Source organism: Stenotrophomonas terrae, from assembly GCF_039674165.1.
GTDB classification, from domain to species: Bacteria; Pseudomonadota; Gammaproteobacteria; order Xanthomonadales; family Xanthomonadaceae; genus Stenotrophomonas; species Stenotrophomonas terrae_A.
Genome location: NZ_JBDJMY010000001.1, coordinates 258,584 through 270,920, shown reverse-complemented (window position 1 = coordinate 270,920; position 12,337 = coordinate 258,584). Strand labels below are relative to the sequence as shown.

General features: G+C 63.7%; 12 protein-coding genes. 7 read left to right on the top strand and 5 right to left on the bottom strand.

Annotated features, from left to right (window positions below; all coding sequences use genetic code 11):
- Positions 1-130: 130 nt before the first annotated feature.
- The 5 genes from infA to trxB all read right to left on the bottom strand — a co-directional run bounded on the left by infA (position 131) and on the right by trxB (position 4,197).
- A complete protein-coding gene (gene infA, locus ABE493_RS01120) occupies positions 131-349 on the bottom strand; it encodes a translation initiation factor IF-1 (protein WP_005409596.1) in 219 nt (72 codons plus the stop codon).
- Between the two features lie 98 nt (positions 350-447).
- Positions 448-1,182, bottom strand: a complete 735-nt coding sequence (aat, locus tag ABE493_RS01115) for a leucyl/phenylalanyl-tRNA--protein transferase (RefSeq protein ID WP_346496440.1) — start codon at positions 1,180-1,182, stop codon at positions 448-450.
- Complete coding sequence (locus ABE493_RS01110) at positions 1,179-2,312, bottom strand: GNAT family N-acetyltransferase (RefSeq protein ID WP_346496438.1); 1,134 nt, start codon at positions 2,310-2,312, stop codon at positions 1,179-1,181. Before ABE493_RS01110 ends, aat begins: the two co-directional genes overlap by 4 nt.
- A gap of 32 nt (positions 2,313-2,344) precedes the next feature.
- Positions 2,345-3,196: a hypothetical protein gene (locus tag ABE493_RS01105; RefSeq protein WP_346496436.1), complete on the bottom strand. Its 852-nt coding sequence runs from the start codon at positions 3,194-3,196 to the stop codon at positions 2,345-2,347.
- Between the two features lie 32 nt (positions 3,197-3,228).
- Positions 3,229-4,197 (bottom strand): thioredoxin-disulfide reductase, encoded by a 969-nt coding sequence (gene trxB / locus ABE493_RS01100; RefSeq protein ID WP_057626373.1) that lies wholly within the window; start codon positions 4,195-4,197, stop codon positions 3,229-3,231.
- A 288-nt stretch (positions 4,198-4,485) separates the two neighbouring features.
- Between trxB and ABE493_RS01095 the strand changes: the two genes are divergently transcribed.
- The 7 genes from ABE493_RS01095 (at position 4,486) to ABE493_RS01065 (ending at position 12,323) form a co-directional block, all read left to right on the top strand.
- Positions 4,486-6,852, top strand: coding sequence for a DNA translocase FtsK (locus tag ABE493_RS01095; protein ID WP_346496434.1), 2,367 nt, complete (start codon positions 4,486-4,488; stop codon positions 6,850-6,852).
- 93 nt (positions 6,853-6,945) lie between these two features.
- The gene (lolA, locus tag ABE493_RS01090) at positions 6,946-7,584 is read left to right on the top strand and encodes an outer membrane lipoprotein chaperone LolA (RefSeq protein ID WP_346496432.1); all 639 of its coding nucleotides are present in this window, start codon (positions 6,946-6,948) and stop codon (positions 7,582-7,584) included.
- 125 nt (positions 7,585-7,709) lie between these two features.
- Positions 7,710-9,005, top strand: coding sequence for a replication-associated recombination protein A (locus tag ABE493_RS01085; protein ID WP_346496430.1), 1,296 nt, complete (start codon positions 7,710-7,712; stop codon positions 9,003-9,005).
- 36 nt (positions 9,006-9,041) lie between these two features.
- Complete coding sequence (gene crcB, locus ABE493_RS01080; RefSeq protein ID WP_346496428.1) at positions 9,042-9,428, top strand: fluoride efflux transporter CrcB; 387 nt, start codon at positions 9,042-9,044, stop codon at positions 9,426-9,428.
- An 89-nt stretch (positions 9,429-9,517) separates the two neighbouring features.
- Positions 9,518-10,558 carry a glucokinase gene (locus tag ABE493_RS01075; RefSeq protein WP_346496426.1) on the top strand — a complete coding sequence of 347 codons (1,041 nt, stop codon included), beginning with the start codon at positions 9,518-9,520 and terminating at the stop codon, positions 10,556-10,558.
- A gap of 23 nt (positions 10,559-10,581) precedes the next feature.
- On the top strand, positions 10,582-11,589 hold the full coding sequence (locus ABE493_RS01070) for a N(4)-(beta-N-acetylglucosaminyl)-L-asparaginase (protein ID WP_346496424.1): 1,008 nt from the start codon (positions 10,582-10,584) through the stop codon (positions 11,587-11,589).
- Complete coding sequence (locus tag ABE493_RS01065) at positions 11,586-12,323, top strand: copper homeostasis protein CutC (RefSeq protein ID WP_346496422.1); 738 nt, start codon at positions 11,586-11,588, stop codon at positions 12,321-12,323. The genes ABE493_RS01070 and ABE493_RS01065 overlap by 4 nt, the downstream gene beginning before the upstream one ends.
- Positions 12,324-12,337 lie beyond the last annotated feature (14 nt).

The following is a 12,337-nucleotide window of genomic DNA, read 5'->3' as shown; positions in this document are numbered from 1 at the left end:
GAGCCATGCTCGGCATTGGCTCTACCGGTAACGCCTCTGCCGAGCATGGCTCGGCACTACAGGTGAAGCTTCGGCCACGCGAAAAAGCCAGCGCGAGGGCTGGCTTTCGGGTAACGCGCTACTTACCGCATTATTTCATGCGGTAGGTGATACGGCCCTTGGTCAGGTCGTACGGCGTCATCTCAACCTTGACGCGGTCACCGGTCAGGATGCGGATGTAGTTCTTGCGCATGCGGCCGGAGATGTGGGCGATGATTTCATGCCCATTTTCCAAGCGAACGCGGAAAGTGGTGTTCGGCAACGTCTCGCTGACGGTGCCTTCGAACTCGATGGAGTCGTCTTTCGACATGTAGTCCTGTGCGGTTCTGCGGACGGCCAATAGGCCTAAGGGCGGGAATTTTACGCCTTTGCGGCGCAGGATGCAAAGTTTGCGTTAAGCACCGGTATTCAGGCGAGCGCGCAGGCCGCCAGCTCGCCAAATCTGCCTGTCCAGCAGCCGACTTCGCCCGGTCGGTGCACCAACTCACGCACGGCAGGAAGAAACTCGGCGCGCGGCAGGTGGTCGGCGCCCATCCGCAGCAGATGCGGGTTCTCAACCTGTGCGTCCAGCAACGGCCAGCCCCAGTCCGCCAAGGTGCGCGTCAGCGCAGCGAGCGCCACCTTGGAACCGCCGCTGCGGCCACTGAACATGCTTTCGCCGAAAAACATCTGACCAATGGCCACGCCGTAAATGCCGCCAACCAGTTCCTCGTCATCAAATACTTCCACCGAGTGCGCGTAACCCAGCTGGTGCAATTGCACGTAGGCGGCAAGCATGGCATCGGTTATCCAGGTGCCGTCCTGGCCGGGCCGTGGTGCCTGCGCGCAGGCCTGCATGACCTCGGCGAAGGCGGTATCGGCGCGGATCTTCCAATCGCTGTTGCGCAGGCTGCGGCGGAACCGCGAGGACAGGTGTACCTGATCGGTGCGGAACACCATGCGCGGGTCCGGCGACCACCACAACAGCGGCTGGCCTTCGGAGAACCAGGGGAAGATGCCGCCGGCATAGGCATTGAGCAGCCGTACCGGGCTCAGGTCGCCGCCGATGGCAAGCAGGCCATCCGGGTCCGTCAGTGCCAGCTCCGCAGGAGGGAAGGGCGCATCGCTGGCGGTATCCAGCAGGAACGGGCCTTTGTTGCTCATTGCGATGGATCTTCCTGTTTGAACGGCGAATGGCGCAGCAGATCGGCTTCGTAGCGGGCAAGATCTTCGCGCTCACGGCGACACCAGTCGCGTGCGGCCTCGCGGAACTGTGGATGCGCAAGCCAATGATGGCTTTGCACCCGGGTTGGCAGGAAGCCGCGCGCCAGTTTGTGCTCACCCTGTGCTCCGGGCTCGAAGCGCTGCAGCCCCTCGCGCAGGCAGTAATCAATGCCCTGGTAGTAACAGGTTTCGAAATGCAGGCCGGGCAGGGCAGTGCCACCCCAATAGCGCCCGTACAGCGTATGGGTGCCGCGCAGGCACAGCGCGCCGGCGATGGGTTCGCCGTCCTGCAGGGCAAGGAAAAGCACCAGCTGGCGCGGCATCTGTGCCGCCAGGTGGCGCAGGAAGGCCAGCGTCAATGCGGGTGCATTGCCATACTCGGCGAAAGTCTGCAGGTAGAAGCCGTGCATTGCCCGCAATTCGTCGGCACTGGCCTCGTCACCGTGACGCGTCACGAAAGTGATGCCGGCCTGCGCGACCTTGCCGCGTTCCTGGCGGATGTTCTTGCGCCGCTTGTGGTCCATTGCGGCAAGAAAATCGTCGAAGTTGTTCCAGCCGGGACGGCGCTGCCACTGGAACTGCACATCGTCGCGTTGCAGCCATTGCGGGCCGAACAGCGGGCTCTCGTCCGCCAGATGGAAGTTGATGTGCGCCGAGGACAGTGTATCGTCCTGCACATGCGCAACGATGGCCTGCAGCAGGGCCTGGCGGTCTGTGTCGCAGCGGGCCAGCAGGCGCGGCCCGGTAACCGGCGAGTAGGGCACGCCGCCCAGCCATTTGGGGAAGTATTCCAGCCCATGGCGCGCGTAGGCATTGGCCCAGGCGTGGTCGAACACGAACTCGCCGTGCGAGTTCTGCTTCAGGTAACCGGGTGCGGCAGCAACAAGCACGTCGTCACGCCACAGGCTGAGGTGCTGGGCCTGCCAGCCCCATTCCGGACGCAGACAGCCATGCTGCTCAAGCCCACTGAGGAAGGCATGGCTGATGAAGGGATTGCTGCCGTCGTGCAGGGCATCCCAGGCGGGTGCACCGACGTCTCGCAGATGGGAAAGGACTCGGAGTTGCGTCATCAATCGAGCCTAGCGTATCCGCCCGGCATCGTTCATTTAGGCGCAGGGCTGGAGGGCGCGTCGGTCCCCCACCTTATGGTGCGCACTTCCTCCTTGATTGCTGCCATATCGCAATTCCAGACGGGTTCCGGCAGTTGCTGCACGCGTGCATTTGCAAACGCCGCGACACGATGGACGCCGCGAGTTTGTCCCGCCGCCGCGGCCACGCTGTTGTTGCAAAAGCGGTACGTCACGGCTGGCTGAGGGACGCCTGCCAATTGCTGAGGCGAGCGCGTGTAATACGACTGGATCGCCGCATTGATGATGCTGTTGGCGGCAATATCCTGCATGGCAAAAAGCCCAATGCCGACGCTGTCCGGAGAGGTGGTATCGAGTGTCTTGCCCGGCAACTGCTGGAAATAAGTTGCTGCCGCACTACCTCCACCTTCCACTTCCTTCAAAAGCGTCAGTGTCATCAACTGCTCGGTGGCGGTGGATTTTCCAGCAATCGAATCTTCCTGCAGCCAGGTCAACGCCAGTTGGCGGCGTTCTGGAGCCATTCGTACGCCAGCAACGAGGCAGCTGGTGAGGGCAGGGGAAAGCGTCTCCCTGCTTTTGACGTCACCCCCAATGGCGGATGCCAGCATTTCGTCGAGTCCCTTACGCAGATTCTGGTCTGCCGACTGCAGGACAAGTTGCATCGTTGCCAGCGAACGCTTGCTGCCGCCGAGATAGGCAAAGGCAGGATCCTGCTTCACCAGCTCCGCAACCATGTCCTGGGACAGGCATAGGTTGCGAACCATGGGATTCATCTCTGAAGGAGCCAGCGACGGCGGAACTGATTCCGCCGCCGCGGCTGCATTTGCAGCCGCCATGGCAGCTGCGATCAAGACGACGCGATACATTCAACAATCCTTGTCAGTTCGCCATCAGGCGCTCAGGCGCCCTTTTCGTCCAGGAAGCGTTCGGCGTCCAGCGCAGCCATGCAGCCGAAGCCGGCCGAGGTGATGGCCTGGCGGTAGTGCTGGTCGGCCACGTCGCCGGCGGCGAATACGCCTTCGACCGAGGTCATGGTGGCGTTGCCGCCCAGGCCGGAGCGGATTTCCAGGTAACCGTTGTTCATGGCCAGCTGACCGGTGAACAGCTCGGTGTTGGGCTGGTGGCCGATGGCGACGAAGAAACCGTGCGCTTCGATATCGCGGGTGCTGCCGTCGAGGGTGGACTTCACGCGCACGCCGGTGACGCCAGCGTCATTGCCCAGCACTTCGTCCACCTGGTGATGCCAGACGGTTTCGATCTTGCCGGCGGCGACCTTGGCGAACAGCTTGTCCTGCATGATCTTTTCCGCCTTCAGCGTGTCGCGGCGGTGGACCAGGTAGACCTTGCGGGCGATGTTGGACAGGTACAGCGCCTCTTCGACCGCGGTATTGCCGCCGCCGACCACGACCACGTCCTGGTCCTTGTAGAAGAAGCCGTCACAGGTGGCGCAGGCCGACACGCCGCGGCCCTTGAAGGCTTCCTCGGACGGAATGCCCAGGTACTTGGCGGTGGCGCCGGTGGCGATGATCAGCGCATCGGCGGTGTACTGGGCACTGTCACCGGTCAGGGTGAACGGGCGCTTGGACAGGTCGGCGGTATGGATATGGTCGAACACCACTTCGGTGTCGAAGCGCTCGGCATGCGCCTGCATGCGCGCCATCAGGTCCGGACCCATCAGGCCGTGGGCATCGCCCGGCCAGTTGTCGACCTCGGTGGTGGTCATCAGCTGGCCGCCCTGCTGCAGGCCGGTCACCACCAGCGGCTTCAGGTTGGCGCGCGCGCCATAGACGGCAGAGGTCCAGCCGGCGGGGCCGGAGCCGAGGATCAACAGGCGGGTGTGCTTGGTCGGGAGGCTGGAAGTGCTCATGTATACTCGCGAAAGTCAGGATTGGTGGCCCGAACGCGACATTCCGCAACTGTCCGGGCAAGCCAATAGAGTGGCGGTCTGACCCCTGTGAATCAAGGCACGTGAATGGAAATGCGCGGCCCGTTGGATACACCTTTGCTGTTTCCTGCATTGCCGCCGCCAGATCTGGCGGCTTTTTGACGTTTTCTGTCTGTCAGCCGTACCGCAATGCGCTGCAAGCGGGTGAAACCCGGCGATCTGTCGTTTAATATCAATCACTAACCGTGCATTTTTAAGGTCTGGTCAAAGGTGGCGAAACAGGTCCCGGAACGCGACAAGAGCCCCAAGGCTGCCGCTGATGCGCGCAAGCAGGCGGCTGCAGCAGACAATCCGCGTCGACAGAAGTTATGGCGTGACCTTGCGTTGATCGCGATCGCGCCGGCCTTGCTGTACCTGCTGGCCAGTCTGTTCACCTATTCCCCCACCGATCCGGGCTGGTCACAGTCGGGCTCGGTGGTTGCGCCCGTGCACAACATGGGCGGCAAGGTTGGCGCGTGGATTGCCGATGTGCTGCGCCAGCTGTTCGGCTATGTGGCCTACCTGATCCCGTTGATGCTGGCGGCGGTGGCGTGGATCGCCATGTTCGGCCTGAAGAAGAATGATGAGCGTGCCCAGGACGATCTGGGCCCGGCGTTGCGCCTGGTCGGCATTGTCGGCTTCCTGATCGGTGCTACCGGTTTCCTCTACCTGCGCCTGCCGCCGGGTGACGTTGCCCGTGCGGGCGGCGGCCTGGGCGTGCTGGTGGGCAAATCGCTGCAGACCGGTTTCGGGCCGGTGGGCAGCAACCTGTTCCTGCTGGTGCTGCTGCTCACCTCGATCACCCTGGCCACCGGCCTGTCGTGGTTTACGGTGATGGAGAAGATCGGCAAGTGGGTGCTGGCACTGGGCCCGGTGCTCAACAAGAAGAAAGAGCAGGCCAACGAGTGGCAGCAGACCCGGGTGCTGCGCGAGGAGCGCGAGGAAGTGCGCAAGGTGGACGCCGAGGTACGCGCCAAGCGCGAGCCGGTGAAGATCGAGCCACGCCCGGCACCGGTGATAGAGAAGAGCGACCGCGCCAAGCGCGAGACCCAGATCCCGATGTTCCAGGGCGTCAATGGCGACGGCTCGGACATCCCGCCGCTGGCGCTGCTGGACGATCCCAAGCCGCAGCCCAAGGGCTATGACGAACAGACGCTGGAAACGCTGTCGCGGCAGATCGAGTTCAAGCTCAAGGATTTCCGCATCGATGCGCAGGTTGTCGGCGCGTATCCGGGCCCGGTGATCACCCGTTTCGAAATCGAGCCGGCGCCGGGCATCAAGGTCAGCCAGATCAGTTCGCTGGACAAGGACATCGCGCGCGGCCTGTCGGTCAAATCGGTGCGTGTGGTGGACGTGATTCCGGGCAAGTCGGTAATCGGCCTGGAAATCCCCAACGTCACCCGCGAAATGATTTTCCTGTCCGAGCTGCTGCGCTCCAAGGAATACGACAAGTCCACCAGCCCGCTGACGCTGGCGCTGGGCAAGGACATTGCCGGCCGCCCGACCGTGGCCGATCTGGCACGCATGCCGCACTTGCTGGTTGCCGGTACCACCGGTTCGGGCAAGTCCGTCGCGGTCAACGCGATGGTGCTGAGCCTGCTGTACAAGGCCAGCCCGAAAGACCTGCGCATGCTGATGATCGACCCGAAGATGCTGGAACTCAGTGTCTACCAGGGCATTCCGCATCTGCTGGCGCCGGTGGTCACCGACATGAAGGAGGCCGGCAACGGCCTGCGTTGGTGCGTGGCCGAAATGGAACGCCGCTACAAGCTGATGAGCGCGGTGGGCGTGCGCAACCTGGCCGGCTTCAACAAGAAGGTGAAGGACGCGATCGACGCCGGCCAGCCGCTGATGGACCCGTTGTTCAAGCCCAACCCGGAAATGGGCGAGGCGCCGCGTCCGCTGGAACCGCTGCCCTTCATCGTCATCTTCATCGACGAATTCGCCGACATGATGATGATCGTCGGCAAGAAGGTCGAAGAGTTGATTGCGCGCCTGGCGCAGAAGGCACGCGCGGCCGGCATCCATCTGATCCTGGCCACGCAGCGACCGTCGGTGGACGTGATCACCGGCCTGATCAAGGCCAATATCCCTACCCGTATCGCCTTCCAGGTGAGTTCCAAGATCGATTCGCGCACCATCCTTGACCAGTCCGGTGCCGAAGCGCTGCTCGGCAACGGCGACATGTTGTACCTGCCGCCGGGCACGGCCATGCCGGACCGTGTGCACGGCGCCTTTGTCTCCGATGAAGAAGTGCATCGCGTGGTTGAGCATCTGAAAGCCAGTGGCCCCACCGACTACATTTCCGGCGTACTGGACGAAGTGCAGACCATGGGCGACGGCATCGTGGTCGGCGCCAACGGCCTGCCGGAAAGCAGTGCCAGTGCTGGCGACGAATCCGATCCGCTGTACGACGAAGCGCTGCGCATCGTCACCGAAACCCGCCGTGCCTCCATCTCCGGTGTGCAGCGCCGCCTGAAGATCGGCTACAACCGCGCCGCCCGCCTGATCGAAGCAATGGAAGCGGCCGGTGTGGTCACCGCGCCGGAACACAATGGCGACCGCACCGTCCTGGCACCGCCGCCGCCAAAGCACTGAACGGAAGGGCGGCATTCAGCGAGTGATTGCCGCCCATTCAGTTTGAAAGAGGCAGACTCTGCCTCACCACCGACACAACTATTTCAAGCCGCCATGACTGCATTCCTGCGCCATACCGTTCTTGTTGCTGCCTTGGCTTGCGCCGGCCTTGCGGCGGACGCCCATGCCGGCGCCCGCGACGATCTGAAGGCCTTCACCAACGGCCTGCGCGGCCTCGATGGCCAGTTCGCGCAGCAGGTGGTGGATTCGCGCGGCCGGGTCAAGGAGTCGTCCAGTGGCCGCGTTGCGCTGTCGGCGCCGCGCCAGTTCCGTTGGGAATACACCCGCCCGCATCCGCAGCTGATCATCGCTGACGGCAGCAAGTTGTGGGTGTACGAGCCGGACCTGGAACAAGCCCGGGTCAGCCCGCAGGGCGACGAGGAGCAGAACAATCCGCTCACCGCGCTGATCAACCCGGCGCTGCTGGAACAGCAATACGACATCAGCGAAGAAGCCGCGCCGCGTGATGGCATGCAGTGGCTCTCGCTCACCCCCAAGCGTGATACCCAGGCCAGCTTTGATGTGGCGGCGCTGGGCTTTTCCGGCGGTGGCCTGTCGCGGATGGAACTGGTGGATGCCGTTGGCCAGCGCACCATCATCACCTTCAGCGGCTGGAAGAAGAACCCCAGCTTCGCTGCCGGCACCTTCCGTTTCGTGCCGGGCAAGGACGTCGACGTGGTCGGCGAACGCTGAACCCAAGCCCGGCTGCCGAGGCCGGGGCAGGGCGGCCACGCTGTTAGAATGCAGGCGTGGCCAGATCCCGAAATATCTTTCTCGATGAAGCTCCCGCCGACCTGCTGACAGCGGACAGGGACAGCATGCGTCCGCTCGCCGAGCGCATGCGCCCGCGTACGCTGGACGAAATGGTCGGCCAGAAGCGTCTGCTGGCACCCAACACGGCGCTGCGCCGCGCGGTTGAATCCGGGCGTGTGCATTCGATGATCCTGTGGGGCCCGCCCGGCTGTGGCAAGACCACGCTGGCCTTGCTGCTGGCGCAGTACGCCGATGCCGAGTTCAAGGCGATATCTGCGGTGCTGTCCGGCCTGCCGGACGTGCGCCAGGTGCTGGCCGAAGCCGCGCATCGCTTCGCCGACGGCCGCCGTACGGTGTTGTTCGTGGACGAAGTGCACCGTTTCAACAAGGCGCAGCAGGATGCCTTCCTGCCGCATATCGAGCGCGGCACGATCATCTTTGTCGGCGCCACCACCGAGAACCCCTCGTTCGAGCTGAACTCGGCACTGCTGTCGCGCTGCCGCGTGCACGTGCTGGAATCGGTCTCGCCCGAAGATGTGGTCGAAGCGCTGCAGCGTGCATTGGCCGACAAAGAGCGCGGCCTGGGCGAACAGGAAATTACTGTCTCGCCCGAGTCGCTGCTGGAAATCGCCCGCGCCGCCGATGGCGACGTGCGCCGCGCATTGACCCTGCTGGAAATCGCCGCCGAACTGGCAGCGGGCGAGGGCGGTGAAATCACCCCGGAAACACTGCTGCAGGTACTGGCCGACCGCACCCGTCGTTTCGACAAGAACGGTGAACAGTTCTACGACCAGATCTCGGCGCTGCACAAATCGGTGCGCAGCTCCAACCCGGACGGTGCCATCTACTGGCTGGCCCGCATGCTCGATGGCGGCTGCGATCCGTCCTATCTGCTGCGCCGGCTGACCATCATGGCGGTGGAAGACGTTGGCCTGGCCGACCCGCGTGCGCTGGAAATGGCGATCAATGTCTGGAACGCCTACGACCGCATCGGCGCCCCGGAAGGCGATATCGCGTTGTCCAACCTCGTTGTGTATCTGGCCAGCACCGCCAAGTCCAATGCGGCGTATATGTCCCTGCATGCGGCGCGTGCCGATATCGCCAAGTACGGCACCCAGCCGGTTCCAATGCATCTGCGCAATGCACCCACGCGCCTGATGAAAACGCTGGGTTACGGCCAAGGCTACCAGTACGACCACGATGTCGAAGGCGGTATCGCACTGGAGCAGACCGCGTTCCCCGATGACATGGGCGAACAGGTCTATTACAAGCCTGTGGATCGCGGCCTGGAAATCAAGCTCAAAGACAAGCTCGACCGCCTGCGCGCCGCCCGCGAACAGGCACGCGCGCAACGCAAATGACCGCCACGGCCCAATCTGCAACTGGAGCTTGAACCCATGTGGCTTTCCTTCCTGGCCATCGGCGTTGGCGCAGCTCTCGGTGCCTGGTTGCGGTACGGATTGAGCCTTTGGTTGAACCCGCTGCACAACAGCGTGCCGCTGGGCACACTCACCGCCAATCTGCTGGGCGGTTACGTGATTGGCCTGGCGCTGGCTTTTTTTGCCAGCCGGCCGGAGTTGTCACCGCAATGGCGGCTGTTTGTGGTCACCGGACTGCTGGGTGGCCTGACCACGTTTTCGACGTTCTCCGCTGAAGTGGTGTACCTGCTGCAGCGCCAACAGCTTGGCTGGGGCCTGCTGACCATTGGCCTGCACCTGGCCGGTTCGCTGTCGATGACCGCCTTTGGCTGGTGGACGTGGCGTGTGCTGCGACACCTGACTTGAAGCCGCTTTCAATGCCACGTTTGATCCCGCATCATGCGCCCACCACAAATCGAGCGTTCCCCGGATATGCAGCAGAAGCGGGCAAAAAAATGAGTACCCCGGCGTCGTCAGACGCAGTCCGCACCGATGCAGTCGCAGGTTCGCTCCCCACAAGCACCATCATCGGCGCCGATGTCGGCGGCACTTACGCTCGCCTGGGTTGGACCCGGCTCCTGCCCGATGGCAGTGTGAGCGTCAACGGTTTCCGCAAATACGCCTGTGCCGAGCATCCAAGCCTCGCCGCGATTCTGCGTGACTATGCCGATTGGCTGGCGCGCGAAACGGACGCGCCGCCGATTGCACACGCGGTGGTGGCAATTGCAGGCGTGATGGATGGCGACAACCTGCTCAATACCAATCTCGCCTGGCCGGTATCGCTGGCGGCAACCCAACGTGATTCGGGGCTGCAGTCGTTGGAGCTGATCAACGACTTCGTCGCCGTTGCCCAGGCCATGGCACATGCTGAGGCCGACTCGCTGCACCTGATCTGTGGCGAGCCCGGGCGGGAAGCTGCCGGACCGGCCGTAGTGCTGGGGCCGGGCACCGGTTTGGGTGTTGCGGTTTACCTGCCGGGCGGTAGCCCGTCCGTGCTGCCCAGCGAAGCCGGGCACGCGGCATTGGCCGGCTCCAACGCCTTGGAGCACGATGTATTGCGGTTGCTGTCGCAGCGTTACGAACACATCGACAACGAACGGGTTCTATCCGGCCCCGGTCTGATCACGCTGTACAGCGCATTGTGCGAGCTGCGCGGCAGCACGCCACAGTGGCAAACACCAGCCGAACTGGTGGATGCGGCGCGCAGCGGCAGCGACGTGCTTGCGACCCAAAGCGTGGATGTCTTCTGCGCCTGGCTGGGCAGCCTGGCCGGTGATCTGGCCCTAACCTTTGGCGCGCGTGCTGTGTATCTGACCGGCGGCATCACCGGCCATTTGAGCGGGCCGCTGCACGCAGGCGGCTTCCAGCAACGCTTCCTTGCCAAAGGCCGCCTGTCGGCAGCACTCAGACATGTTCCCGTCTGGCGCGTTGAGCATGGCGAGCTGGGAGTATTGGGTGCCCTGGCCTGGCACGTGGACAAGCGCACAACGCGCTGAGCGCAACCAAGGAGATTCCAGCGATGACGACCCGCCGACAGTTCCTGCAGACCTCCGCCTTGCTTGGCGCATTGGGTACGACGGCGCCCGGGTTGCTCGCATCACCCGCTGCACCCAACGGCGCGCGCGTGGCGTCTACCTGGGATTTCGGCGTGGGTGCCAACCAGGCGGCGTGGAAAGTACTGGCCGCAGGCGGCAGTGCACTGGATGCGGTGGAAGCCGGCGCACGCTGGGCCGAGAGCGAGCTGTGCAATTCCACGGTTGGCCATTGCGGCAATCCTGACCGCGACGGCGTGCTGAGCCTGGATGCCAGCATCATGTCGGGAGATGGCCGCTGCGGCTCGGTTGCGGCAATCGTCGACATCCTGCATCCCATCAGCGTCGCCCGCGCGGTGATGGAGAAAACGCCGCACGTCATGCTGGTAGGCGAGGGCGCGCAGCAGTTCGCGATACAGCAGGGCCATGAGCGGCAGAAACTGCTGACGCCGGCAGCTGAAAAAGCCTGGCGCGAGTGGCTGAAGACCGAGCACTACGCACCGCAGATCAATGCCGAACGCCGTGGTATTCCCGGCGACAAGGACAACCACGACACGCTGGGCATGATCGCCATCGATGGCAAGGGCGAAATGGCCGGTGCCTGCACCACCAGTGGCATGGCCTTCAAGATGCACGGCCGCGTCGGCGACAGCCCGATCATCGGTGCCGGCCTGTACGTGGACAACGAAGTAGGTGCCGCCACCGCATCCGGCATGGGCGAAGAGATGATGCGCAACGCGGCGTCATTCCTGGTGGTTGAACTGATGCGGCAAGGCCGCTCACCGGCTGAAGCCTGCCGCGAAGCCATCCAGCGCGTGGTTCGCAAGCGACCCGAGGCCAGCCGCACCCTGCAGGTCTGCTTCCTGGCAATGAACCGCAATGGCGAAGTTGGCGCCTATGCGCTGCATCGCGGCTTTGTGTACGCGGTATGCGACACCAGCAAACAGGATGCCTTGCTTGAATCAGCCTCCGTGTACACGAGCACGCAGGCATGAGTTCGCCGTATCTGCTGGAAATCGCCTGCAATTCGGCGATGTCCGCGCTGGCCGCGCAACAAGGTGGCGCCAACCGCATTGAGCTGTTCGAGAACCTTGAGCAGGGTGGAACCACGCCTTCGTCCGGCAGCATTGCGGTGGCGCGCGAGCACCTGCAGATTCCGCTCTACGTATTGATACGCCCACGTCCGGGCGACTTCCATTACGGGCCGGTGGAAACGGAGATCATGCTGCGCGACATTACCCATTGCCGGCAGTTGGGCTGCGACGGTGTGGTCATAGGAGCATTGACTGCAGATGGCGAGATCGACGTAGCGCTGTGCCGCGAACTGGTGCGTGTTGCCGGGCCACTGGACATTACCTTCCATCGCGCCTTCGACGCCGCACGCGACCTGCCTGCAGCGCTGGAGCAGATAGCCGACCTGGGCATCAAACGCATCCTCAGCTCCGGCGGCCACGCCAGCGCCGCCGAAGGCAGCGCAACGCTTGCCAACCTGGTCAAACAAGCCGGACCACGCCTGCAACTGATGGCCGGGGCAGGGTTGAACGCGCAGAACATCGCCGGCGTCGCCCTCCAGACAGGCTGCCTGCAACTGCATGCCTCGGCCAAGGCGCGGCAACGGTCCGCCATGCGTTACCAGAACCCTGCCTTGCAGGGACTGGACAACGATTGGAGTCAAACCGAAAGCGCCCAGGTCAGCGCATTGCGCCAAGCCTTGGATCAACTGCGCTGAGCTTGGCTTTCTTT

What these genes read in the sequence shown, in the direction of transcription:
- crcB (WP_346496428.1), top strand. Translation starts at nt 9,042, where the DNA reads ATGTGGCTTTCCTTCCTGGCCATCGGCGTTGGCGCAGCTCTCGGTGCC.
- ABE493_RS01110 (WP_346496438.1), bottom strand. Translation starts at nt 2,312, where the DNA reads ATGACGCAACTCCGAGTCCTTTCCCATCTGCGAGACGTCGGTGCACCC.
- infA (WP_005409596.1), bottom strand. Translation starts at nt 349, where the DNA reads ATGTCGAAAGACGACTCCATCGAGTTCGAAGGCACCGTCAGCGAGACG.
- ABE493_RS01065 (WP_346496422.1), top strand. Translation starts at nt 11,586, where the DNA reads ATGAGTTCGCCGTATCTGCTGGAAATCGCCTGCAATTCGGCGATGTCC.
- ABE493_RS01070 (WP_346496424.1), top strand. Translation starts at nt 10,582, where the DNA reads ATGACGACCCGCCGACAGTTCCTGCAGACCTCCGCCTTGCTTGGCGCA.
- lolA (WP_346496432.1), top strand. Translation starts at nt 6,946, where the DNA reads ATGACTGCATTCCTGCGCCATACCGTTCTTGTTGCTGCCTTGGCTTGC.
- ABE493_RS01085 (WP_346496430.1), top strand. Translation starts at nt 7,710, where the DNA reads ATGCGTCCGCTCGCCGAGCGCATGCGCCCGCGTACGCTGGACGAAATG.
- ABE493_RS01075 (WP_346496426.1), top strand. Translation starts at nt 9,518, where the DNA reads ATGAGTACCCCGGCGTCGTCAGACGCAGTCCGCACCGATGCAGTCGCA.
- ABE493_RS01105 (WP_346496436.1), bottom strand. Translation starts at nt 3,196, where the DNA reads ATGTATCGCGTCGTCTTGATCGCAGCTGCCATGGCGGCTGCAAATGCA.
- aat (WP_346496440.1), bottom strand. Translation starts at nt 1,182, where the DNA reads ATGAGCAACAAAGGCCCGTTCCTGCTGGATACCGCCAGCGATGCGCCC.
- trxB (WP_057626373.1), bottom strand. Translation starts at nt 4,197, where the DNA reads ATGAGCACTTCCAGCCTCCCGACCAAGCACACCCGCCTGTTGATCCTC.